Consider the following 18,462-nt stretch of genomic DNA (forward strand, 5'->3'; position numbering starts at 1 on the left):
CGCGAGGAGTAAAGATAATAAAGCCCGCCGGGCGGCGGGCTTTGCGATTATCTGACGACCAGTACCGAGCACTCGGCATGGCGCACTACCGCCGCGGCGTTAGAGCCGAGCAGATAAGTGGTGATGTCCGGGCGATGCGAGGCGATAATGACCAGGTCGGCGGGCAGCGATTTAGCCAGCGCCAGGATCTTATCTTTTGGCGAGCCTTCGGCAACGTGGAAATGCATTCTGTCTTCCGGAATGGCGAAGCCTTTGGCTAATTCGCGCAGTTGCGCTTCCGATTCGGCGCGCAGTTCATCCATTGCCGGCAGTTCAGCGGTATAGGCCATACCCAGAGAGGCGTAGTAGGGTAGCGAAGGGATAACGGTGAGGAAATGCACCTGCGCGTCATCGACGCGTGCTTCGGATTCAACGTGGCGGATCACACGTTGAGTAAATTCTTTATCAGAAATATCGATGGGTACCAGAATCATTCTACTCATAAAACCTCCTGTTTTAATAACCACCAAAACAGTATGCCATCAGGATTGAGGTTCTACTACTGCGTGAATCACAAATTGGTACGACAACCGGCAATTTATAGTTGGTTTAAGTGAAACGCCCGCCGTGAACGGCGGGCGCAAGCATTAGAACTGATATACCAGACCCAGTGCTACGATATTGTCGGTAGAAATACCGTTGTCTTTATAGAAGTCGTCATTGCCGTCGAGCAGGTTGATTTTGTAATCAACGTAGGTGGACATATTACGGTTGAAGTAATAGGTCGCGCCGACATCCATATATTTAACCAGGTCTTGATCGGCATACTGACCTTTGTAGACCAGATCTTTACCTTTGGATTGCAGGTAGGAAATTGCCGGACGCAGGCCGAAATCGAACTGGTACTGTGCGGTAACTTCAAAGTTCTGCGTTTTGTTAGCAATGGTGCCATTCTGATTGCCGTATGGCGTCATGTTACGGGTTTCGGAATACATGGTCGCCAGATAGATGTTGTTCGCATCATATTTAACGCCTGCGGTCCAGGCGTCGGCTTTATCGCCGCCCGCGGTAGACTGATGGGTCTGCTCGTTGGTACGGTCAGAAGAGCTGTAGGCTGCGCCGAAGCTAACGCCCATACCTAAATCATAGGTAGAGGAGATACCGAAGCCGTCGCCATTGGAGTTTTTGACGCTGCGGCCATCGCCGTTAGCGGTTCCTTCCTGGCTGGCGGAAGAGTTAAATTCATGGCTGGCTTGGTTTTCGTTTTTACCCTGATACTGAAGCGCGAAGTTCAGGCCGTTAACCAGGCCGAAGAAATCGCTGTTACGATAGGTCGCGACACCGTTGGCGCGGCCGGTCATAAAGTTGTCGGACTGGGTATAAGAGTCGCCGCCGAACTCTGGTAGCATATCGGTCCAGGCTTCCACGTCGTACAGGACGCCGTAGTTACGGCCATAGTCGAATGAACCGTAGTCGCCCGCTTTGATCCCGGCGAACGCCAGACGAGTCCATGCCTGATCGCCGGAGCTTTCGGTGTTGTTGGCCTGAACGTTGTATTCCCACTGACCATAGCCGGTGAGCATATTGTTAATTTGCGTTTCACCTTTAAAGCCGAAACGCAGGTAGGTCTGGTCGCCGTCTTTGCTGGAGTCGCTGGAGAAATAATGTAAACCGTCTACCTTGCCGTAGAGATCTAATTTGTTGCCATCTTTATTATAAATTTCTGCCGCGTGAGCAGCGCCGGCAGCCAATAATGCCGGGATAACCAATGCCAGTGCTTTTCTTTTCATTTGGATATTCCTTTAACTATTTTTGTTTTAACTTCCTGGGTGGAAGTACGGCCATGCTAAAGGAGCGCATTCTGATATGATAAGTATCAATTGTTACAATATAAGTAAATTCTAAAGCAAACAAATATACAGTAATGATAATTTTCCGTATGAATGGTTTGCGGGTAAATATATAAAATAAAAATTATACAATACAGATTGAATATCGTATTCTGACTGCGTTATATGCCTTTATTGTCATTGAATCCTTATATTGTTGCCGTCTCATTCATATTGAATGATTAATTTGTCGGAAAATGACAAGCCCGAATAGATTTACTATTCGGGCTTTTTTTATAGCACCAGATTTGCGTCAGCCGGTTTAGCTTTCGGTTGTCGGTTTCTCCGCTTTACCTGCCAGCTGGGCCAGGAAGTCATAGCGTTTTTGTAGGTCGGCGGCCGCGTCTTTCCACAACTGCTCGGCAACTTCCGGCTGCTGGGCGTTCAGGCGGCGGAAGCGTTGCTCGTTGAGCAGCGTCTCAGCCAGCGCGTCTGACGGCGGGCGTGAGTCCAGCGCCAGCGGCAGCTTACCTTCATCGGCGCGACGCGGGTCGAAGCGGTACAGCGGCCAGAAGCCGGTGGCCGTCAGCTGGCGCATCTGGTCATGGCTTAGCGCCAGGTCGTAGCCGTGCTCCTCGCACGGGCTATAGGCGATAATCAACGAAGGACCCGGATAGGCTTCCGCTTCCTGAATGGCTTTCACCGTCTGGTTAAGCTGCGCACCGAGCGAAATCTGCGCCACATAGACATGACCGTACATCATCATGCTCACGCCGAGATCTTTGCGTGCCTTACGTTTACCGTGCTCGCCAAACTTGGTGACCGCGCCGAGCGGCGTCGCCTTCGATGCCTGCCCGCCGGTGTTAGAATAACACTGGGTATCGAGTACCAGGATATTGACGTTTTCCGTCAGGCTCAGCACGTGGTCAAGGCCGCCAAAGCCAATATCATAGGCCCAGCCATCACCGCCGATAAGCCAGACCGATTTCTCAACTAACGCATCCGCATCGGTGAGCAGCTCTTCGGCTCCGGCGACGCCCGTCAGCGCCTGACGCAGCTCGGCGACCTGTTCGCGGCGCGCTTCCGGCGACGCTTGCGCATGTAGCGCGGCATTCAGTTCAGCCGGCAGCTTATCGGCAAATTCGCTCAACAGCCGCATTACGCGCTGGCGGTGTTGATCGACGGTTAAGCGGAAGCCCAGGCCGAATTCGGCGTTGTCTTCAAACAACGAGTTGGCCCACGCCGGACCGCGGCCGTTAGCGTCAGTGGTATAAGGCGTTGAGGGAAGGTTGCCGCCGTAAATAGAGGAACAGCCGGTGGCGTTGGCAATCAACATCCGATCGCCATACAGCTGGGTCAACAGCTTGATATACGGCGTTTCGCCGCAGCCGGAGCAGGCGCCGGAGTATTCAAACAGCGGACTAATCAGCTGCGAGGTACGAATATCAATGCGCTCAAGTTTCGTGCGATCGATTTCCGGCAGATTGAGGAAGTAATCATAATTGACTTTCTCTTCTTCAACGTGCTCAAGGCGCGACATCATATTGATGGCCTTGATGTCAGGATTCTGGCGATCTTTCGCCGGACACACTTCGACGCACAGGTTGCAGCCGGTGCAATCTTCCGGCGCGACCTGCAAAACGTACTTCTGCCCGCGCATATCGCGTGATTTCACATCCAGCGAGTGCAGGCTGGCAGGGGCGTTTTCCATCTCTTGCGGTGAGACCACTTTGGCGCGGATTGCCGAATGCGGACAGGCGGCGACGCAGTGGTTGCACTGGGTGCACAGCTCCTCCTTCCAGATAGGGATCTCTTCGGCAATGTTGCGTTTTTCCCAACGGGTTGTGCCCATGGGCCAGGTACCATCTGGCGGCAGCGCGGAGACCGGCAGCGCATCGCCAAGACCGGCAAGCATCGCCGCGGTGACGGCTTTGACAAAGTCCGGCGCGGCATCGGAGACCACTGGCGGACGATTAGGGCTGCTGGCGTTAACCGGCTGCAGCGGCACTTCCGCCAGCGATTCGCGGGCCAGCGCCAGCGCCTGCCAGTTGCGTTCCACCAGCTCCTGACCTTTACTGCTATAACTTTTGGCAATCGCACCCTGCAGTTCGGCCAGCGCGCTGTCGCCCGGCAGGATTTGGGTTAAATGGAAAAAAGCCATCTGCATAACGGTGTTGATGCGCGCGCCAAGGCTGCACTCGCGGGCGATTTTCGCCGCGTTAACCACATAAAAGCGCGCTTGCTTTTGATTCAGCGCGGCCTGTACTTCCTGCGGCAGGCGGGACCATACCTCATCAGCGCTGTAGGGCGTATTGAGCAGGAAAATGCCTCCGGGCTTCAACCGCTCTACCATCTGATATTTATCGATAAATTGCAGCTGGTGGCAGCCAACGAAATCGGCCTGTGAGATCAAATACGACGAGCGGATCGGTTTTTCGCTAACGCGCAGGTGCGAGACGGTCAGGCCGCCGGCCTTCTTCGAATCATAGACAAAATAGCCCTGCGAGAACCACGGCGTGGAGTTGCCGATAATCTTGATATTGTTTTTGGTCGCCGAGACGCTACCGTCGCTGCCGAGGCCGTAAAACAGCGCTTCCAGCTTCGCTTCCGCAGGTAACGTGTTTTCCGCCAGCGGCAGCGAAAGGTTCGTCACATCATCGTAAATGCCAACGGTAAAACGAGGCTTGGGCTGTGCGGCTTGTAATTCATTGAAGATAGCCAGCACGCATTCCGGGCCAAACTCTTTGGACGAGAGACCATAACGGCCGCCAATAGTACGCGGTAGCGTTTCGCGCTCGCCGCGGTTGAAGGCTTCCGCCAGTGCGGTCATAACATCGAGGTATAGCGGTTCGGCCAGCGCGCCGGGTTCTTTGGTGCGATCCAGTACGGCAACCGCGCGGGCGCTTTCCGGTAAGGCCTGCAGCAGATGCGCGGCGGAGAACGGGCGATAGAGGCGAACTTTCAGCACACCGACTTTTTCCCCACGGCTCAGCAGTTCATCAACGACCTCTTCACAGGTACCGATAGCGGACCCCATGATGACAATAACTCGTTCCGCCTGCGGATGACCGTAAAATTCGAACGGTTTGTACTGGCGACCGGTGGCGGCGGCGAAATCATTCATCGCCGTTTCAACGTGCTCGTACACCGCGTCGTACCAAGGGTTGGTTGCTTCACGGGACTGGAAATAAGTGTCGGGATTGGCGGAGGTGCCGCGAATGACCGGATGCTCCGGGTTAAGGGCGCGTTGGCGATGCTCGGCGATTTTATCCTGCGGCAGCAGGGAACGAATGGTGTCATCCGCCAGCGGAGCGATTTTGTTGATTTCGTGCGAGGTGCGGAAACCATCAAAGAAATGAATAAACGGCACGCGGCTTTGCAGCGTGGCGATATGGGAAATCAGCGCGAAGTCCTGCGCTTCCTGGACGCTGCTGGCGCAGAGCATCGCGCAGCCGGTCTGACGCACGGCCATCACGTCGGAATGATCGCCGAAAATTGACAGCGCATGAGTGGCGACGGTACGGGCGGCGACATGCAGGACAAAAGGCATCAACTGGCCGGCCAGCTTGTACAGCGTCGGGATCATCAGCAGCAGGCCCTGCGATGACGTAAAGGAAGTGGAAAGGGCGCCGGTCTGCAGCGCGCCGTGCACGGCGCCGATAGCCCCGGCTTCCGACTGCATTTCGACCACGCGGGGGACGTCCCCCCAGACGTTTTTCAGCCCATCGCCAGACCAGGCGTCGGCCTGCTCCGCCATCGTTGAACTGGGCGTAATCGGGTAGATGGCGATAACTTCACTCGTGCGAAACGCGACTGAAGCGACCGCGCCATTACCGTCAATCGTAATCATAAGAAGACACCCTTACATTGCGCAAAAAGAAGGGACTCGTGAAACGGCGACGAGTCCTGTTGTTATTTCCATATTTTAGCAAACGCCCGCCGCGACCATTTTCGCATTTGTGTCCTTGGGAATGTCCTTATCTATGTTTGGATCAATTTTTTGGCGGAAAAACAGAAAAGTGGCTGACCAGAGAGCTCAAAAGGTAGTGACGGATACCGGCGATGCATCGCTTAAACAAAGCAAAATATATTTTTAAATTTAATAGCTTTTAGCCAACCGGCAATCGCGTGCTATTTATTTGCTGCGGTGAATTCCCCTCTGCGGCGGAGCGTTCAGTTCAGTTCCCTGTTGGCGAAAATTAGCACGCGAATTAGCTCGAACTGGCTAATTCACCGGGAGGCACCCGGCACCGCAATCATCATGTGCAAACTATGCCGCCCGGTCGCTGCAACCGTGATTTTTTCGTCGGGAAAATATTTCGGGCTGGGATGAAAGCCTCGCTGGTAAGGCGCTTTGCCTGCCGAGATCAAGCTTTAAGCGGAAAATTTGCTAGAAAATGTTAATGAGGCGCATAAATACGTATTTCGCCTCTCGACGGCAGGCGCTGCGCTGCCTATTATTCTTGAGTTTGTTTATTCTAAGATGTTTCTGAAAGGGGGAGAGGATGCGAGCTGCGTTTTTAGTGGGGTGCGCTGCGTTATTACTGTCGGCTTGTAGCAACGAGCCGGTGCAACAGGCCACCGCGGCACACGTACCGCCCGGCATGCGCGCGGCGATGAGCGACAGCGGCCAGGCGAATTGCGCGATGGTTGGCGGTTCATTATCCGTTGCCCGCCAGCTTGATGGCAGCGCTATTGGCATGTGCGCGCTACCGAATGGTAAACGCTGCAGCGAGCAGGCATTAGCGGGCGGAAGCTGCGGAAACTACTAATACGCAACGCGTCTCGCTACATTAAATCGGCGAGTTTATACACCAGTGATTGGTCGGCGGTCGCCAGCGTGAGCTGATTCTCCGTCAGATCGACCTGCGCGCCATCGCGCAGCATTTTGCTGAGGGTATTATCCAGCGCGTTCCGTTGCGGATCCGCGCACAGCTTACGCGTCATCGCCAGCTGTTCAACTTTTAGCTCGCCGTCAGACAGCTTGCCCTGGCCGCTGAAGCCGTTGCACATCGTGCCTGACACATACATTTTTTCGCCGAAGCTAATTTCCGGCGGTGGCGTCTGGCCTGTCGGCAGCGCCTGGCCGTTAACGCTGGTCAGCACAAAACGATGATGTTGCAGTTGTTCGGCGTTGGTAGAAACTTTACTGTTGTATACGCAGCCCGATAGCAGCATTCCCGCCGCCAGCAGTGCAGCAAACTTATTCATTCGTACTCCAAAACATTTGTCATATCAATAAAACGAAAAACAGTGTAACTGTAATGCAGGCAGGATCTGTGGGGATTGTCTGAATGTGCCCCCCGCTAACGGGGAGCACAAAAGGGGAAAGAAGCTTAGACCAGCGCGTTCGGGCAGGTTTCGCCCTTAGCAACCTGCTGAAGATTACTCAACGTTGTTTCGGAAATACCGATCAGCGCTTCAGCCGTCAGGAACGCCTGGTGGCCGGTAAACAACACGTTGTGGCAGGCGGAGAGCCGGCGGAACACGTCATCCTGAATGACATCGTTCGATTTATCTTCAAAGAACAGATCGCGTTCATTTTCATACACGTCCATTCCCAGCGCGCCGATTTTCTGATGCTTCAGCGCGTCGATAGCCGCTTGAGAATCGATTAGCGCGCCGCGGCTGGTATTAATGACCATCACGCCGTCTTTCATCTGATCGAAGGCTGCCTGATTGAGCAGGTGATAGTTTTCGTCGGTAAGCGGGCAGTGCAGCGAGATAACGTCGGACTGCGCGTACAGCGTCGGCAGGTCGACATATTCAACGCCGAGATCCAGCGCCGCCGCGCTCGGATAGGGATCAAACGCCAGCAGGCGCATACCGAAACCTTTAAGGATCCGCAGCGTCGCGACGCCGATTTTACCGGTGCCGATCACTCCCGCGGTTTTACCGTACATCGTGAAGCCGGTCAGCCCTTCCAGCGAGAAGTTGGCATCGCGGGTACGTTGGTAAGCACGGTGGATACGGCGGTTCAGGGACATCATCATACCGATGGCGTGTTCTGCTACGGCCTCCGGCGAGTAGGCCGGAACGCGCACGACGCGCAGACCCAGCTCTTTAGCAGCGTCAAGATCGACGTTGTTAAACCCGGCGCAGCGCAGCGCGATGTATTTCACGCCGTGGGCTTTCAGCTCTTCCAGCACCGGACGGCTACCGTCGTCGTTAACGAAGATACATACCGCTTCACAACCGTTGGCCGTTTTTGCGGTCTTTTCGGTCAGCAGGAAGTCGAAAAATTCCAGTTCAAAGCCGTATGCGTCGTTAACATGCTGCAGATACTTTTTATCGTACTGCTTGGTACTATAAACAGCGATTTTCATAAGGCTTTCCTCTAGTGATAATACCGTCACGGTAGCATAATTAAAATAATCTTACAAATATTAAAAATTAGTTTAATCATCAGGTTATGATATTAATTCTAGAGCATATCGCAGTCTTAAGAAATCTCTTTAAAAGACAATACGTTTCACCAAAAACTAAGGCTAAATGCTCCCGGCGCCAGCAGGATAAATGGCCAGAGTAAACCCGATGCAACGTTGGCCACCTGAAAACGCCATAGCGGCGTACCGCTGGCGCCGGTAACCAGCGGTAACGTTGCTCGCAGCGGCGACAGAAAGCGGCCAAAGAATACCGCCCAACCGCCGTGACGGCGCAGGAATAGCTGGCTGCGCAGCACTCGTTCGGCGCTGAGCCAGCGCAGACGCTGCAGATGATGCTGATAGCGACGGCCAATTTGCCATGAGAGCCAGAATCCGCCGATTGCGCCGAGGCTGGCGCTTAGCCACATTAGCAAGAAATGACCGATACTGGTTGACGCCAACGCCCCGAGCACCAGCAAACCGGAGGTCCCGGGGATCACAAAAGAGATGAGGGCGCAGGATTTACTGAAGGTCAGCAGGAAAACAATCAGTAATACCAATGAATAGTGGCTCTGCGCGCGTTCGATCAGCGAGATAATGAGCTCCACGGAATAACGGCTCCTTATTACCTGTTTTTCCAAGTGTCGCAGGCATAATTTAAACGAAGACTAAATATTTTTTCAGCAGAAATGAGTGCGGCTATCCTTAATCTGGACGTTAACTTTCACTCGCGGGTCGAACGTGCCACAATAGGCACTTATCGGCTTTTACTTAGAATCAGGATTTGACTGCCCATGAAGGGTAAATATAAAGCCGCTCTTGCGCTGTTATTAGCTCTAATTTTGCTGCCGTTGGCCCTGCTGGCCACATTAACGCATTGGGTTCCGACGCTGGCGGGTATCTGGCTGCCGGTCGGCACGCGGATCTCGCTTGGCGAAAGTCCGCGCCTGACGCGCTCCTCGTTGGTTATCCCCGATTTACGCTACCTGGTGGGCGATTGTGAAATTGCTCGCGTCAGCAACGCGCGTCTTACCCATCCCAGCCGCTGGCGGTTACACCTGAGTGAACTGGATATCAATAGCGCCTGCCTGGCTAAGATCCCCTCCAGCGAACCGCTCTCCGGCGCGCCGCGAACCCTCGCCGAGTGGCAATCAATGCTGCCATATAGCTGGTTAACTATCGACAATCTGCGCCTGTCGCCGTGGGAAAAATGGCAGGGAAAACTGGTGATGTCGTTGACGCCTGGGCAGCAGGATATCGGTTATTCAGGCAAAGAGGTCACGCTACAGGCGAAACTGCGCGGCCAGACCTTAATGGTCAGCAATTTTAGCGCGCGGCTGGTGGAAGATCAGGCGCCGGTTAAGCTGGTCGGTGAATTCGAAATGCCGCTGGTGCCGGATGGCCTACCGGTCGATGGTCATCTGGTCAGCACTTTCGAATTCCCGCAAACGCCGGGTCTGGTGGATGCGGAACTGGAATGGCAGAAAAATCGCGGCCAGCTGCTGGTCACGCCGCGCGGTGAGGTTGAGCCGATGCTCGACCTGCCGTGGGAGATAACCCCGGAACGTATCACCATCAGCGACGGGCGCTGGAACGCGGTTTATGCCGGCTATCCGCTTAGCGGGCGGGTGGCGCTATCGGTTGGCGACTGGCAAAAAGGCACCGAAGAGATGGAAATCAGCGGCCGGCTCAATGTGTTAACGCACGGTGAAGCCGGTAAGGGGAACGCCGTGCTGAACATTGGTCCAGGTAAGCTAAGCATGGATCACAGCGACATGCCGCTCAGCCTGACCGGCGAAGCCAAGCTCGACGATATGATTTTTTACGCCGTGCTGCCCGCCAAACTCAGCGGGCCGCTAACGACGCCTGAGCTGGCTTTTCATCCCGGCGCGCTGCTGCGATCGCGCGGGCGGGTGATTGACTCGCTGAATATCGATGAGATCCGCCTGCCGTTGGCGGGAGTGAAAGTGACTCAGCAGGGGGTGGATGGCCGCCTGCAGGCGATACTGCGCGCCCACGAACAGGAAATGGGCGATTTCATCCTGCACCTGGATGGGCAAGCCGACAACTTTATGCCCGACCGCGGTCGCTGGTCGTGGCGATACTGGGGAGATGGTCACTTTACGCCGATGCAGGCGCGCTGGGATGTGAAGGGCGCCGGCGAGTGGCGGGACAGCGCCATTATTCTTAACAGCCTGTCGACCGGGTTCGATAAGCTACAGTACGGCACCATGCTGGTCAGCACGCCGCGCCTGACCCTCGATAAACCCATTCACTGGCTGCGCAATGAACAGCATCCAAAATTCAGCGGCGCGTTGTCGCTTGATGCCGGTAAAACCACTTTCAGCGGCGGCAGCGTTCTGCCGCCGTCAACGCTCAAGTTCAATATTGATGGCCGCGATCCGACCTGGTTCCTGTTTAACGGCTCATTACACGCGGAGAAAATCGGCCCGATTCGTCTGACCGGCCGTTGGGACGGCGAACGCCTGCGTGGCCAGGCCTGGTGGCCGAAACAGTCGCTAAGCGTATTCCAGCCGCTGATCCCGCCGGACTGGAAAATGACCCTGCGTGAAGGTGATATGTATGCGCAGGTAGCATTTTCCGCGGCAGCCGGGCAGGGTTTTGAGGCCGGGGGCCACGGCGTCTTAAAAGGCGGTAGCGCCTGGATGCCGGACAACCAGATCAACGGCGTCGACTTTGTTCTGCCATTCCGCTTCAGCGGCGGAAGCTGGCAGCTCGGTACCCGCCGTCCGGTTTCGCTGCGCATTGGCGAAATCGTCAACCAGTTTACCGCCAAAAATCTCAGCGCCGATCTCCAGGGAACATGGCCCTGGAGCGAGCAGGATCCGCTGGAATTGAGCAACGTCAATGTTGATATCCTTGGCGGCAAGCTGACCATGCAGCAGCTAAGGATGCCGCAGCATCAGCCGGCGCTACTGCGTCTGCAGAATATCTCCAGTAGTGAATTAATCAGCGCCATCAAAGTAAAACAGTTTGCGGTGTCTGGCGCGTTTAACGGCGCGTTACCGTTATGGCTGAACAACGATCAGTGGATTATTAAAGACGGCTGGTTTAGCAACCCCGGCCCGATGACCATGCGTCTGGATAAAGATACCGCCGATGCGCTGGTGGCCGACAACGTTTCCGCCGGCGCGGCGATCAACTGGCTGCGCTATATGGAAGTCTCGAAATCCTGGACGCGTATCAACCTTGATAATCTCGGCAAGCTGACGATGAGCGCGGCGATTAGCGGCACCAGCCGGGTGGACGGAAAAAGCAGCACCGTGCATTTAAACTATACCCATGAAGAGAATATTTTCGATCTGTGGCGCAGCTTGCGCTTCGGCGATAATTTGCAGGCATGGCTTGAGCAGAATGCGAAACTGCCCGCCCCGCGCTGTACGGATACATGTAAGGAACCAAAATGATAAAACTGTTCGCCGCGGCGCTGGCGACCCTGCTGCTGGCAGGCTGTACGCCGCGTATTGAAATCGCCGCGTCCAAGGAGCCGATCACCATCAATATGAATGTCAAAATTGAGCATGAGATTCATATTAAGGTGGATAAGGACGTCGAAAATCTACTGAAGTCGCGTAGCGATCTGTTCTGAGGCGATAATGAAAAAACGACTGCTGACAGCCACCCTGGCGTTAATGCTGTTGAGTAGCCCGGCGCTGGCGCTGACCTTGAATGAGGCGCGGGCGCAGGGGCGGGTGGGGGAAACGCTGAACGGCTACCTGGCGCCGCTGAAACAGGATGCGCAGACGTTGGCGTTAGTTAAACAGATTAATGCCGCGCGCAGCGAAAGCTATCAGCAACTGGCGGATGACAATAATCTGCCGGTGGATGAAGTGGCGAAAATGGCCGGGCAGAAGCTGGTCGCCCGGGCGCAGCCGGGGGAATATGTGCAGGGTATTAACGGCAAATGGCTGCGCAAATAGTTACCGATAGCGCTTACGGTATTCGCCGGGCGATACGCCGAAGCGCTGCTTAAACGCTGTCGAAAAATGGCTATGGTCGGTAAAGCCCCAACTGTAGCCAATTCCCGCCAGCTTCTCTTCATCATGAGCGTTTTGTAGCGCCCGTGCGCACAGGTCGAGACGCCGGTTCTTAATATACTGCGCGACCACCAGCCCCTTATCGGCAAACAGGCGGTACAGGCTGCGTACCGACATGCCGGTTTCCCCGGCCAGCCACTCCGGACGCAGCTGCTCCGACTGTATCGACTCATCTATCAACGCCATGATTTTTTGAAATTGCTTGTCCCGGCGCGTCGGCGGCGCGTCATGCTGCTGCAGCATTGGCCGCAGCAGACAGACGATAGCCTCCAGCGCCGCTTCGCCTTCGCTTTCTGAGAGCGCCGGGCTGCGCATACTTTCTTGCAGCAGCCGTTGGCTAAGCTGGACCATCGGCAGCGTTTTATTCAGCCGGGTGGCGATGCTGATGTCGCTGCCGTGCAGCTGGCTTTCCACAAGCTGGCGGGGCAGCAGCAGCGAAGCCTGTTTTGACGTTTGTTGCCAGAATATAGAGCAGGGACGTGAGGCATCAATGAGCGTGATATCGCCGGCCTCAAGCACTACCTGGCGCTCGTCCTGCTCGATAGCCGCCTGGCCCTCGAGCTGAAAAACGGTATAGAACCAGGCGTCGTTGTCGCGTTTAATTTCATTACGGGTGCGGTAAAGATTGACGCCGCGGGCGGTGACGGTACTGACTTTGAGGCTGCCGGTATAGCTTGCATCAATCTCGCCATGGAACGCGCCTTCCAGCGGACGGGCGGCAAAATGGCCGCATACCTGATTAATCTTCGCTAACCAACGCTGATAGTCCTGCCCGCTTTCTACCGTCGCCATCGTCTGCACCCTGTAAAAATAATGTTTCTGTATTGTTGCATTTACGCCGTGAGTGGCAAGAGCGCAGCGTGGAGTATATGAAAGAACTATTACCTACGGCACATTTCGCCGCCTGCCAGGGTGCTTAATTGCGGGACCTGTCACAGCGGCAAAAATGATTGTCACAGAGAAAAAAGCGCAAATGGCTGACCCGTCCTAGACTGTGTGCACTATCCGCGAACAATAAGGAAGTCGCATGTCCACATCACAGGTCGCGCTGCTCGCCAGCGTACAGCAATTTCTCGACAGACAGCATGGCTTATATATTGATGGCAACCAGCAGGCGGCACAGAGCGAAAAACGCTTAACCGTCTGGGACCCGGCCACCGGCCAGGCGATTGCCACTACGGCAGATGCTAATGCCGCCGACGTTGACCGCGCGGTGATGTCCGCCTGGCGCGCTTTTGTCGCCCGTAGCTGGGCCGGGCGAACGCCGGCCGACCGCGAACGGATCCTGCTACGTTTCGCCGATCTGGTGGAACAGCATGGTGAAGAGCTGGCGCAGCTCGAAACCCTTGAACAGGGGAAGTCGATCAATATTTCGCGCGCGTTTGAAGTCGGTTGCACCCTCAACTGGATGCGCTACACCGCCGGATTGACCACTAAAATCAGCGGCCGTACGCTGGACGTTTCCATTCCGTTCCCGGAAGGCGCGCGCTATCAGGCGTGGACCCGTAAAGAGCCGGTTGGGGTGGTGGCGGGGATTGTTCCCTGGAACTTCCCCCTGATGATCGGCATGTGGAAGGTGATGCCGGCGCTGGCCTCCGGTTGTTCCATTGTGATTAAACCCTCTGAGACCACGCCGTTAACCCTGCTGCGAGTCGCGGAGCTGGCCACGGAGGCCGGGATCCCGGACGGCGTCTTTAACGTCGTCACCGGTAGCGGCGCCGAGTGCGGGGCGGCCTTAACGACCCATCCGCAGGTGGCGAAAGTGAGCTTCACCGGTTCGACCGCCACCGGCAAACAGATTGCCCGCGCGGCGGCCGATCGCCTGACCCGTGTAACCCTTGAACTCGGCGGCAAAAACCCGGCCATCGTGCTGAAAGATGCCGATCCGCAGTGGGTGATTGAAGGGTTAATGACCGGAAGTTTCCTCAATCAGGGGCAGGTATGCGCCGCCAGTTCGCGGATCTATATCGAAGCGCCGCTGTTTGATAACCTGGTCGCTGGCTTTGAGCAGGCGGTCAAGTCGCTGCAGGTGGGGCCGGGAATGGTTGAAACGACGCAAATTAACCCGGTGGTGTCGCAGGCGCACTGCGCCAAAGTGGCCGCTTATCTGGACGAAGCGCGTAAGCAAAACGCCGAGCTGATCAGCGGTAACGTTGGGCCGAATGGTAACGGTTTTTATATTGCGCCGACGCTGGTGATTAATCCGGATGCCGGGCTGCGCCTGAATCGCGAAGAGGTGTTTGGCCCGGTGGTGAACCTGGTGCGCGTCGCCGATGGCGAAGAGGCGCTACGCTTAGCCAACGACAGTGATTTTGGCCTCACCGCCAGCGTCTGGACCCGCGACCTGACTCAGGCGCTGAACTATACCGATCGTCTGCAGGCCGGTACAGTATGGGTCAACAGCCATACGCTGATTGATGCCAACCTGCCGTTCGGCGGGATGAAGCAGTCCGGTACCGGGCGCGATTTTGGTCCGGATTGGCTGGACGACTGGTGCGAAACCAAATCGGTGTGCGTGCGCTACTGATTTTTTGTCGGATGGCGCTACGCTTATCCGACCTACGGTTCGTGCGGCCTGCCTTTAATTTATTCACCACGCTGGCTGACACTACTGGTGCTGGTGATCTCAAAACCCCCCGGTGGCGCTGCCGCTTACCGGGGCTACAGCGCTGTGCGATTTGGTAGCCCGGAGAAGGCGCACATACCTCTTCCCCCCGAGCGCTGATTTGCTATGATCGGCGCTCTTTTTTTCTGATGTTGCCCCGCTATGTGGAATGATGCGCTTTGCTATCAGCAGTACGGCGCGCCGGAAACGGCGCTCGCGCTGCATCACCTGCCGTTGCCGCCGCTGGCGCCCGGACGAGTACGCGTGCAAATGCGCTATGCGCCGGTCAACCCTTCCGATCTGATTCCCATTACCGGCGCTTACCGCCATCGTACGACGCTGCCATCGGTAGCGGGCTATGAAGGTGTTGGTGTGGTGATTGAAGACGCGACGAGTGGGCGTCCACGACTGGGGCTGCGGGTTCTGCCGCTGCGCGGCGCCGGAACCTGGCAGCGTTATCTTGATATTGACCCGCGCTGGCTGGTGCCGGTCGCTGAAGAGATAGATGACATCCTGGCCGCGCGCGGCTATATCAATCCGCTGACCGCAATGCTGATGCTGACGCGCTGGCCGGTGGCGGGGAAACATCTGCTTTTGACCGCTGCTTCATCGTCCTGCGCCAGCCTGCTGGGACAGTGGGCGCTCGCCATGGGCGCGCGTTCGGTAAGCGGTATTATTCGCTCGCCGCAGCACATCCCGCGCTTACAGCAGTATGGCGTCTATCCGCTACTCGAAGGTGACAGGGCGCTGATTGAACAAGTGAGTCAGTACAGCGATCTGGTGTTTGATGCGGTGGGCGGTGAGCTGGCTGACTTTCTGCTATCGGTACTGCCGCAGTCGTCAACGCTTGTCTCTTACGGCCTGCTAGCCGGTAAACCGCTCACCCAGACGCGAGGCAGCGCATCGGTACGCAAATTTCATCTGCGGGAGGCCTTACCAACACTCAGCGTCGATGCCTGGCAGGCTGCTTTTAAGGCGATCTGGCGCCAGCTGTCGACCACGGCGCAGCCTGCAGCGCAGGTGATAAAGCTGCGCGACTGGCGTGAAGCGATTGCCGCCGCAGGCCAGCCGGGAAGAAGCGGTAAAATCCTGCTCGATTTTACCGCGGGTTAAGATTATTTTTTCTTCTCGCCAAGCGTTGGGGTTTCGTCAAAGAAGTTCCACGGCTTGAGCAGCGCGTGCGCCCACTCGGTCGGCATGATCGGCCACTCTTCGGCGCGCGCGACGTGCGTGGTGCCGGTGGTAATCCATACGACGTCATCGTGGTTAGTCAGCGACTCATCATCCTTTGCGTACTGGCCTAAGCCGGTATCCTGGGCGGAGCGGTTGGGATATTTTCCTTCCGGATAACGTTCGCCTGGATGGTAGCGCGTCACCCACAGCTGTTTATCCATAAAGCTCAGACGATGATATATCCACTCGTCCGGGGCGAACCGGGCGCCGGTCGCCGCCGGGTGCGTGCCGCCGGCATAAGGGATAATCTGGTAAGAGACCGGGTTACCCATGCGGTTCTCTTTGCTGGTGTTGCTCAGCAGGCGGATGGTGCCAGGGTCGAATTTCTGCGCCGCTTTCTGCTCGCTATCGATTGTGTACTGATTCACCTGCATGGTGCTGGTGCGCGGGCCGCCGGCGGTGTTTGGCTTCACTTCAGGATCCATCGCCACCAGGGTGTTGTTTTCGCCGTCCACGTCGAGATCGAGGCGGAAATTATAAATATGCTGGTGGGTGGTGCCGACAATATTATGGTCGATCAGCGTCCCGTAGCGGGTATCCTCTTTGGCGCTGGGGTCGTGCATGGTCTTCGCCATCACGCCTTTAACGGCTTCAATCCCGGTGGCGCCGGCATCGATGCCGATGGTGCCGTTGTCGTGGAACACCCAGTCAAAGATATAATCATAGTTCCCGACGGTACTGATCCAGCGTACCACCAGTTCCCGGCGCTCGGTGCTGACGTTAGGTTTGCCCATTTCCAGATGCTTATATTCCGGCCCGGCGTAGCGTTCAAATATGGCGACCGCGCCGGGAATCGTGGTCGGTTTGCCGGTGTAATCGGCGATAGTTTCATCCAGCAGTACCGCATTCGATGGCGCATCTTTGCCGCGGACGATCGGCGATGTCAGAGTGCCCATGCCGTAATCGCCGGAGTCGAGGTAGGCTTTGAAATACCAGCCGACGTCCGGGTCGCCGTAGGGCACGATCATCCCGCCGAGGGAACCTTCATACATCACCTGGCGTTTTGTGCCGTTATCGTTGTAAGTCACCGTCGAGAGAATGGGCCCGACGCGCGAGTTAAGGCGCAGGTGGAAATCCCAGTTCCGCCAGTGGATGGTATCGCCGGTAATCGTATAGTTTTTGCCTTCCGGTTCGGTAATATCCAGCGGTTTCACCGCCGCGGCGTTGCGGTCCCGGCCATCATAAGGTCGTGGTTCCATTGGGACCGGGATCACCGGGCCTTCTTCAATTTTGATAATTTTCTTCGCTTCAAGGTCGACCACCGCCACCAGGTTTTCAATCGGGTGCGCCCAGTAGTTGCCGTCGCCGGTATCCAGGTAACTGACGACCTTCAGCAGACGCGCATCCTGCTGCAGGCCATCTTTGCCATCAAAGTAGCCAACGGTGAGCGGGGTGGTGACCACTTTGCTGGGATCGGTGATACCGTGCTTTTTCAGCACCTCAGCGAATTCGCTGCTGGCATTGATAATGTTCTGCACGCTGACAAAATCATCGAGCAGCACCATCCCATGGGCGCCTTTAATTGGCGTCCATGAGAGGATTTTTTTGTTTTGCAGATCGACGACGGCTTCAATGACATGTTTGCCATCGAGCATCACCACATCGGCGGTGCGCGGGGCATCAACGGGCGTTCCTTGCAGGGCAAAGGCCCATACCGCCGCCTTGTCCGGCTCGTGTAAGGAAATCTCAGTAAAGCGGGTATTCGGCTGGAACTCCGGCGCAGCTTTAACAATGGTCACCGCTTCACCGATTTCCGCCGCCGAGAGCGAGTTTAACGGGTGAGGGCGCTTTTCTACCTGGAAGGTCTGATCGAGACCGGACTGGAACACATCGTTGATAAAGGTATCGGAGACCCAGGCTTTACCTTCCTTCATTACCACCGGCACCTGTAGATCAAGGGATTTACCGTTGACGATCGCCGTTTTGGCGCCGGGCTTGACTTTGACGTAAGCGCCGTCTTTTATCAGGGTAAACATTTGCGCGTAGTCATCCCACTGCACATCGGCGCCGAATTCCTGCAGCGTTTTATCCAACGGCACCATGTGCGCTTCGCTACCGTGAGCGAAGACCGGTGATTGCCAGGCGCAAATCACCGCGACAGCGAGGGCCAGCGCGGTTTTACGAGGGGAAAACATTAAGCCGTTTGCCATTGTGACCTCATCTTATTGTTGTGTTGTTATTGCCGCTGCGAATGTCGGCTTTGTTACGCTTACCCTAGCAGTCTGCCGCCCAGGAACGTTTGTTTGCTTTTGCCAGCTTGTTTGTCAGTTTTGCCAGACGGACGTAAAAAATGCCTCCGAAGAGGCATTGAGAACGTGCGCCGATTTTTTTGCCGGGTGGCGGCTGACGCCTTACCCGGCCTACCCAACCGGGCCTGACTGTCTGTAGGCCCG

Annotated in this window: 14 protein-coding genes; 6 read left to right on the forward strand and 8 right to left on the reverse strand. The window is 56.1% G+C overall.

The window, feature by feature from the left end:
* Window positions 1-47 precede the first annotated feature (47 nt).
* From uspF to nifJ, 3 genes are all read right to left on the reverse strand, one after another.
* A complete protein-coding gene (gene uspF, locus KGA69_RS16835; RefSeq protein WP_015366316.1) occupies window positions 48-482 on the reverse strand; it encodes a universal stress protein UspF in 435 nt (144 codons plus the stop codon).
* A gap of 144 nt (window positions 483-626) precedes the next feature.
* Window positions 627-1,769 carry a porin OmpC gene (gene ompC / locus KGA69_RS16840; RefSeq protein WP_045397467.1) on the reverse strand — a complete coding sequence of 381 codons (1,143 nt, stop codon included), beginning with the start codon at window positions 1,767-1,769 and terminating at the stop codon, window positions 627-629.
* A gap of 361 nt (window positions 1,770-2,130) precedes the next feature.
* A complete protein-coding gene (gene nifJ / locus KGA69_RS16845; RefSeq protein WP_045397464.1) occupies window positions 2,131-5,658 on the reverse strand; it encodes a pyruvate:ferredoxin (flavodoxin) oxidoreductase in 3,528 nt (1,175 codons plus the stop codon).
* A gap of 655 nt (window positions 5,659-6,313) precedes the next feature.
* On the opposite strand from nifJ, the gene KGA69_RS16850 reads away from it, so the two are divergent.
* Window positions 6,314-6,580 carry a putative hemolysin gene (locus tag KGA69_RS16850; protein ID WP_032711780.1) on the forward strand — a complete coding sequence of 89 codons (267 nt, stop codon included), beginning with the start codon at window positions 6,314-6,316 and terminating at the stop codon, window positions 6,578-6,580.
* 16 nt (window positions 6,581-6,596) lie between these two features.
* Here KGA69_RS16850 and hslJ read toward each other — a convergent pair whose 3' ends face one another.
* The 3 genes from hslJ to KGA69_RS16865 form a co-directional block, all read right to left on the reverse strand.
* Complete coding sequence (gene hslJ / locus KGA69_RS16855) at window positions 6,597-7,019, reverse strand: heat shock protein HslJ (RefSeq protein WP_032711779.1); 423 nt, start codon at window positions 7,017-7,019, stop codon at window positions 6,597-6,599.
* Between the two features lie 125 nt (window positions 7,020-7,144).
* The gene (locus KGA69_RS16860; RefSeq protein WP_032711778.1) at window positions 7,145-8,134 is read right to left on the reverse strand and encodes a 2-hydroxyacid dehydrogenase; all 990 of its coding nucleotides are present in this window, start codon (window positions 8,132-8,134) and stop codon (window positions 7,145-7,147) included.
* A gap of 146 nt (window positions 8,135-8,280) precedes the next feature.
* The gene (locus tag KGA69_RS16865; protein WP_032708230.1) at window positions 8,281-8,781 is read right to left on the reverse strand and encodes a DedA family protein; all 501 of its coding nucleotides are present in this window, start codon (window positions 8,779-8,781) and stop codon (window positions 8,281-8,283) included.
* Between the two features lie 186 nt (window positions 8,782-8,967).
* Here KGA69_RS16865 and KGA69_RS16870 point away from each other — a divergent pair, with 186 nt between their 5' ends.
* Genes KGA69_RS16870 through KGA69_RS16880 form a run of 3 tightly spaced genes read left to right on the forward strand, consistent with a single transcriptional unit; the run spans window position 8,968 to window position 12,114 of the window.
* Window positions 8,968-11,601, forward strand: coding sequence for a YdbH family protein (locus tag KGA69_RS16870; protein ID WP_213292492.1), 2,634 nt, complete (start codon window positions 8,968-8,970; stop codon window positions 11,599-11,601).
* Window positions 11,598-11,783: a YnbE family lipoprotein gene (locus KGA69_RS16875; RefSeq protein ID WP_015366326.1), complete on the forward strand. Its 186-nt coding sequence runs from the start codon at window positions 11,598-11,600 to the stop codon at window positions 11,781-11,783. Before KGA69_RS16870 ends, KGA69_RS16875 begins: the two co-directional genes overlap by 4 nt.
* A gap of 7 nt (window positions 11,784-11,790) precedes the next feature.
* On the forward strand, window positions 11,791-12,114 hold the full coding sequence (locus KGA69_RS16880) for a YdbL family probable chaperone protein (protein ID WP_047048925.1): 324 nt from the start codon (window positions 11,791-11,793) through the stop codon (window positions 12,112-12,114).
* On the opposite strand, the gene feaR is transcribed toward KGA69_RS16880, so the two are convergent.
* On the reverse strand, window positions 12,115-13,023 hold the full coding sequence (gene feaR, locus KGA69_RS16885; RefSeq protein WP_045393841.1) for a transcriptional regulator FeaR: 909 nt from the start codon (window positions 13,021-13,023) through the stop codon (window positions 12,115-12,117). It abuts the gene before it with no gap.
* Between the two features lie 235 nt (window positions 13,024-13,258).
* On the opposite strand from feaR, the gene KGA69_RS16890 reads away from it, so the two are divergent.
* Both KGA69_RS16890 and KGA69_RS16895 read left to right on the forward strand, forming a co-directional pair.
* Window positions 13,259-14,758, forward strand: a complete 1,500-nt coding sequence (locus tag KGA69_RS16890; protein ID WP_045393844.1) for an aldehyde dehydrogenase family protein — start codon at window positions 13,259-13,261, stop codon at window positions 14,756-14,758.
* 240 nt (window positions 14,759-14,998) lie between these two features.
* Window positions 14,999-15,949, forward strand: coding sequence for a zinc-dependent alcohol dehydrogenase family protein (locus tag KGA69_RS16895; RefSeq protein ID WP_213292493.1), 951 nt, complete (start codon window positions 14,999-15,001; stop codon window positions 15,947-15,949).
* Window positions 15,950-15,951: 2 nt separating this feature from the next.
* Here KGA69_RS16895 and tynA read toward each other — a convergent pair whose 3' ends face one another.
* Entirely contained in the window at window positions 15,952-18,219 is a 2,268-nt protein-coding gene (tynA, locus tag KGA69_RS16900; protein WP_047038140.1) for a primary-amine oxidase, read from the reverse strand.
* Window positions 18,220-18,462 lie beyond the last annotated feature (243 nt).

The organism is Klebsiella sp. A52 (assembly GCF_018388785.1).
GTDB classification, from domain to species: domain Bacteria; phylum Pseudomonadota; class Gammaproteobacteria; order Enterobacterales; family Enterobacteriaceae; genus Klebsiella; species Klebsiella aerogenes.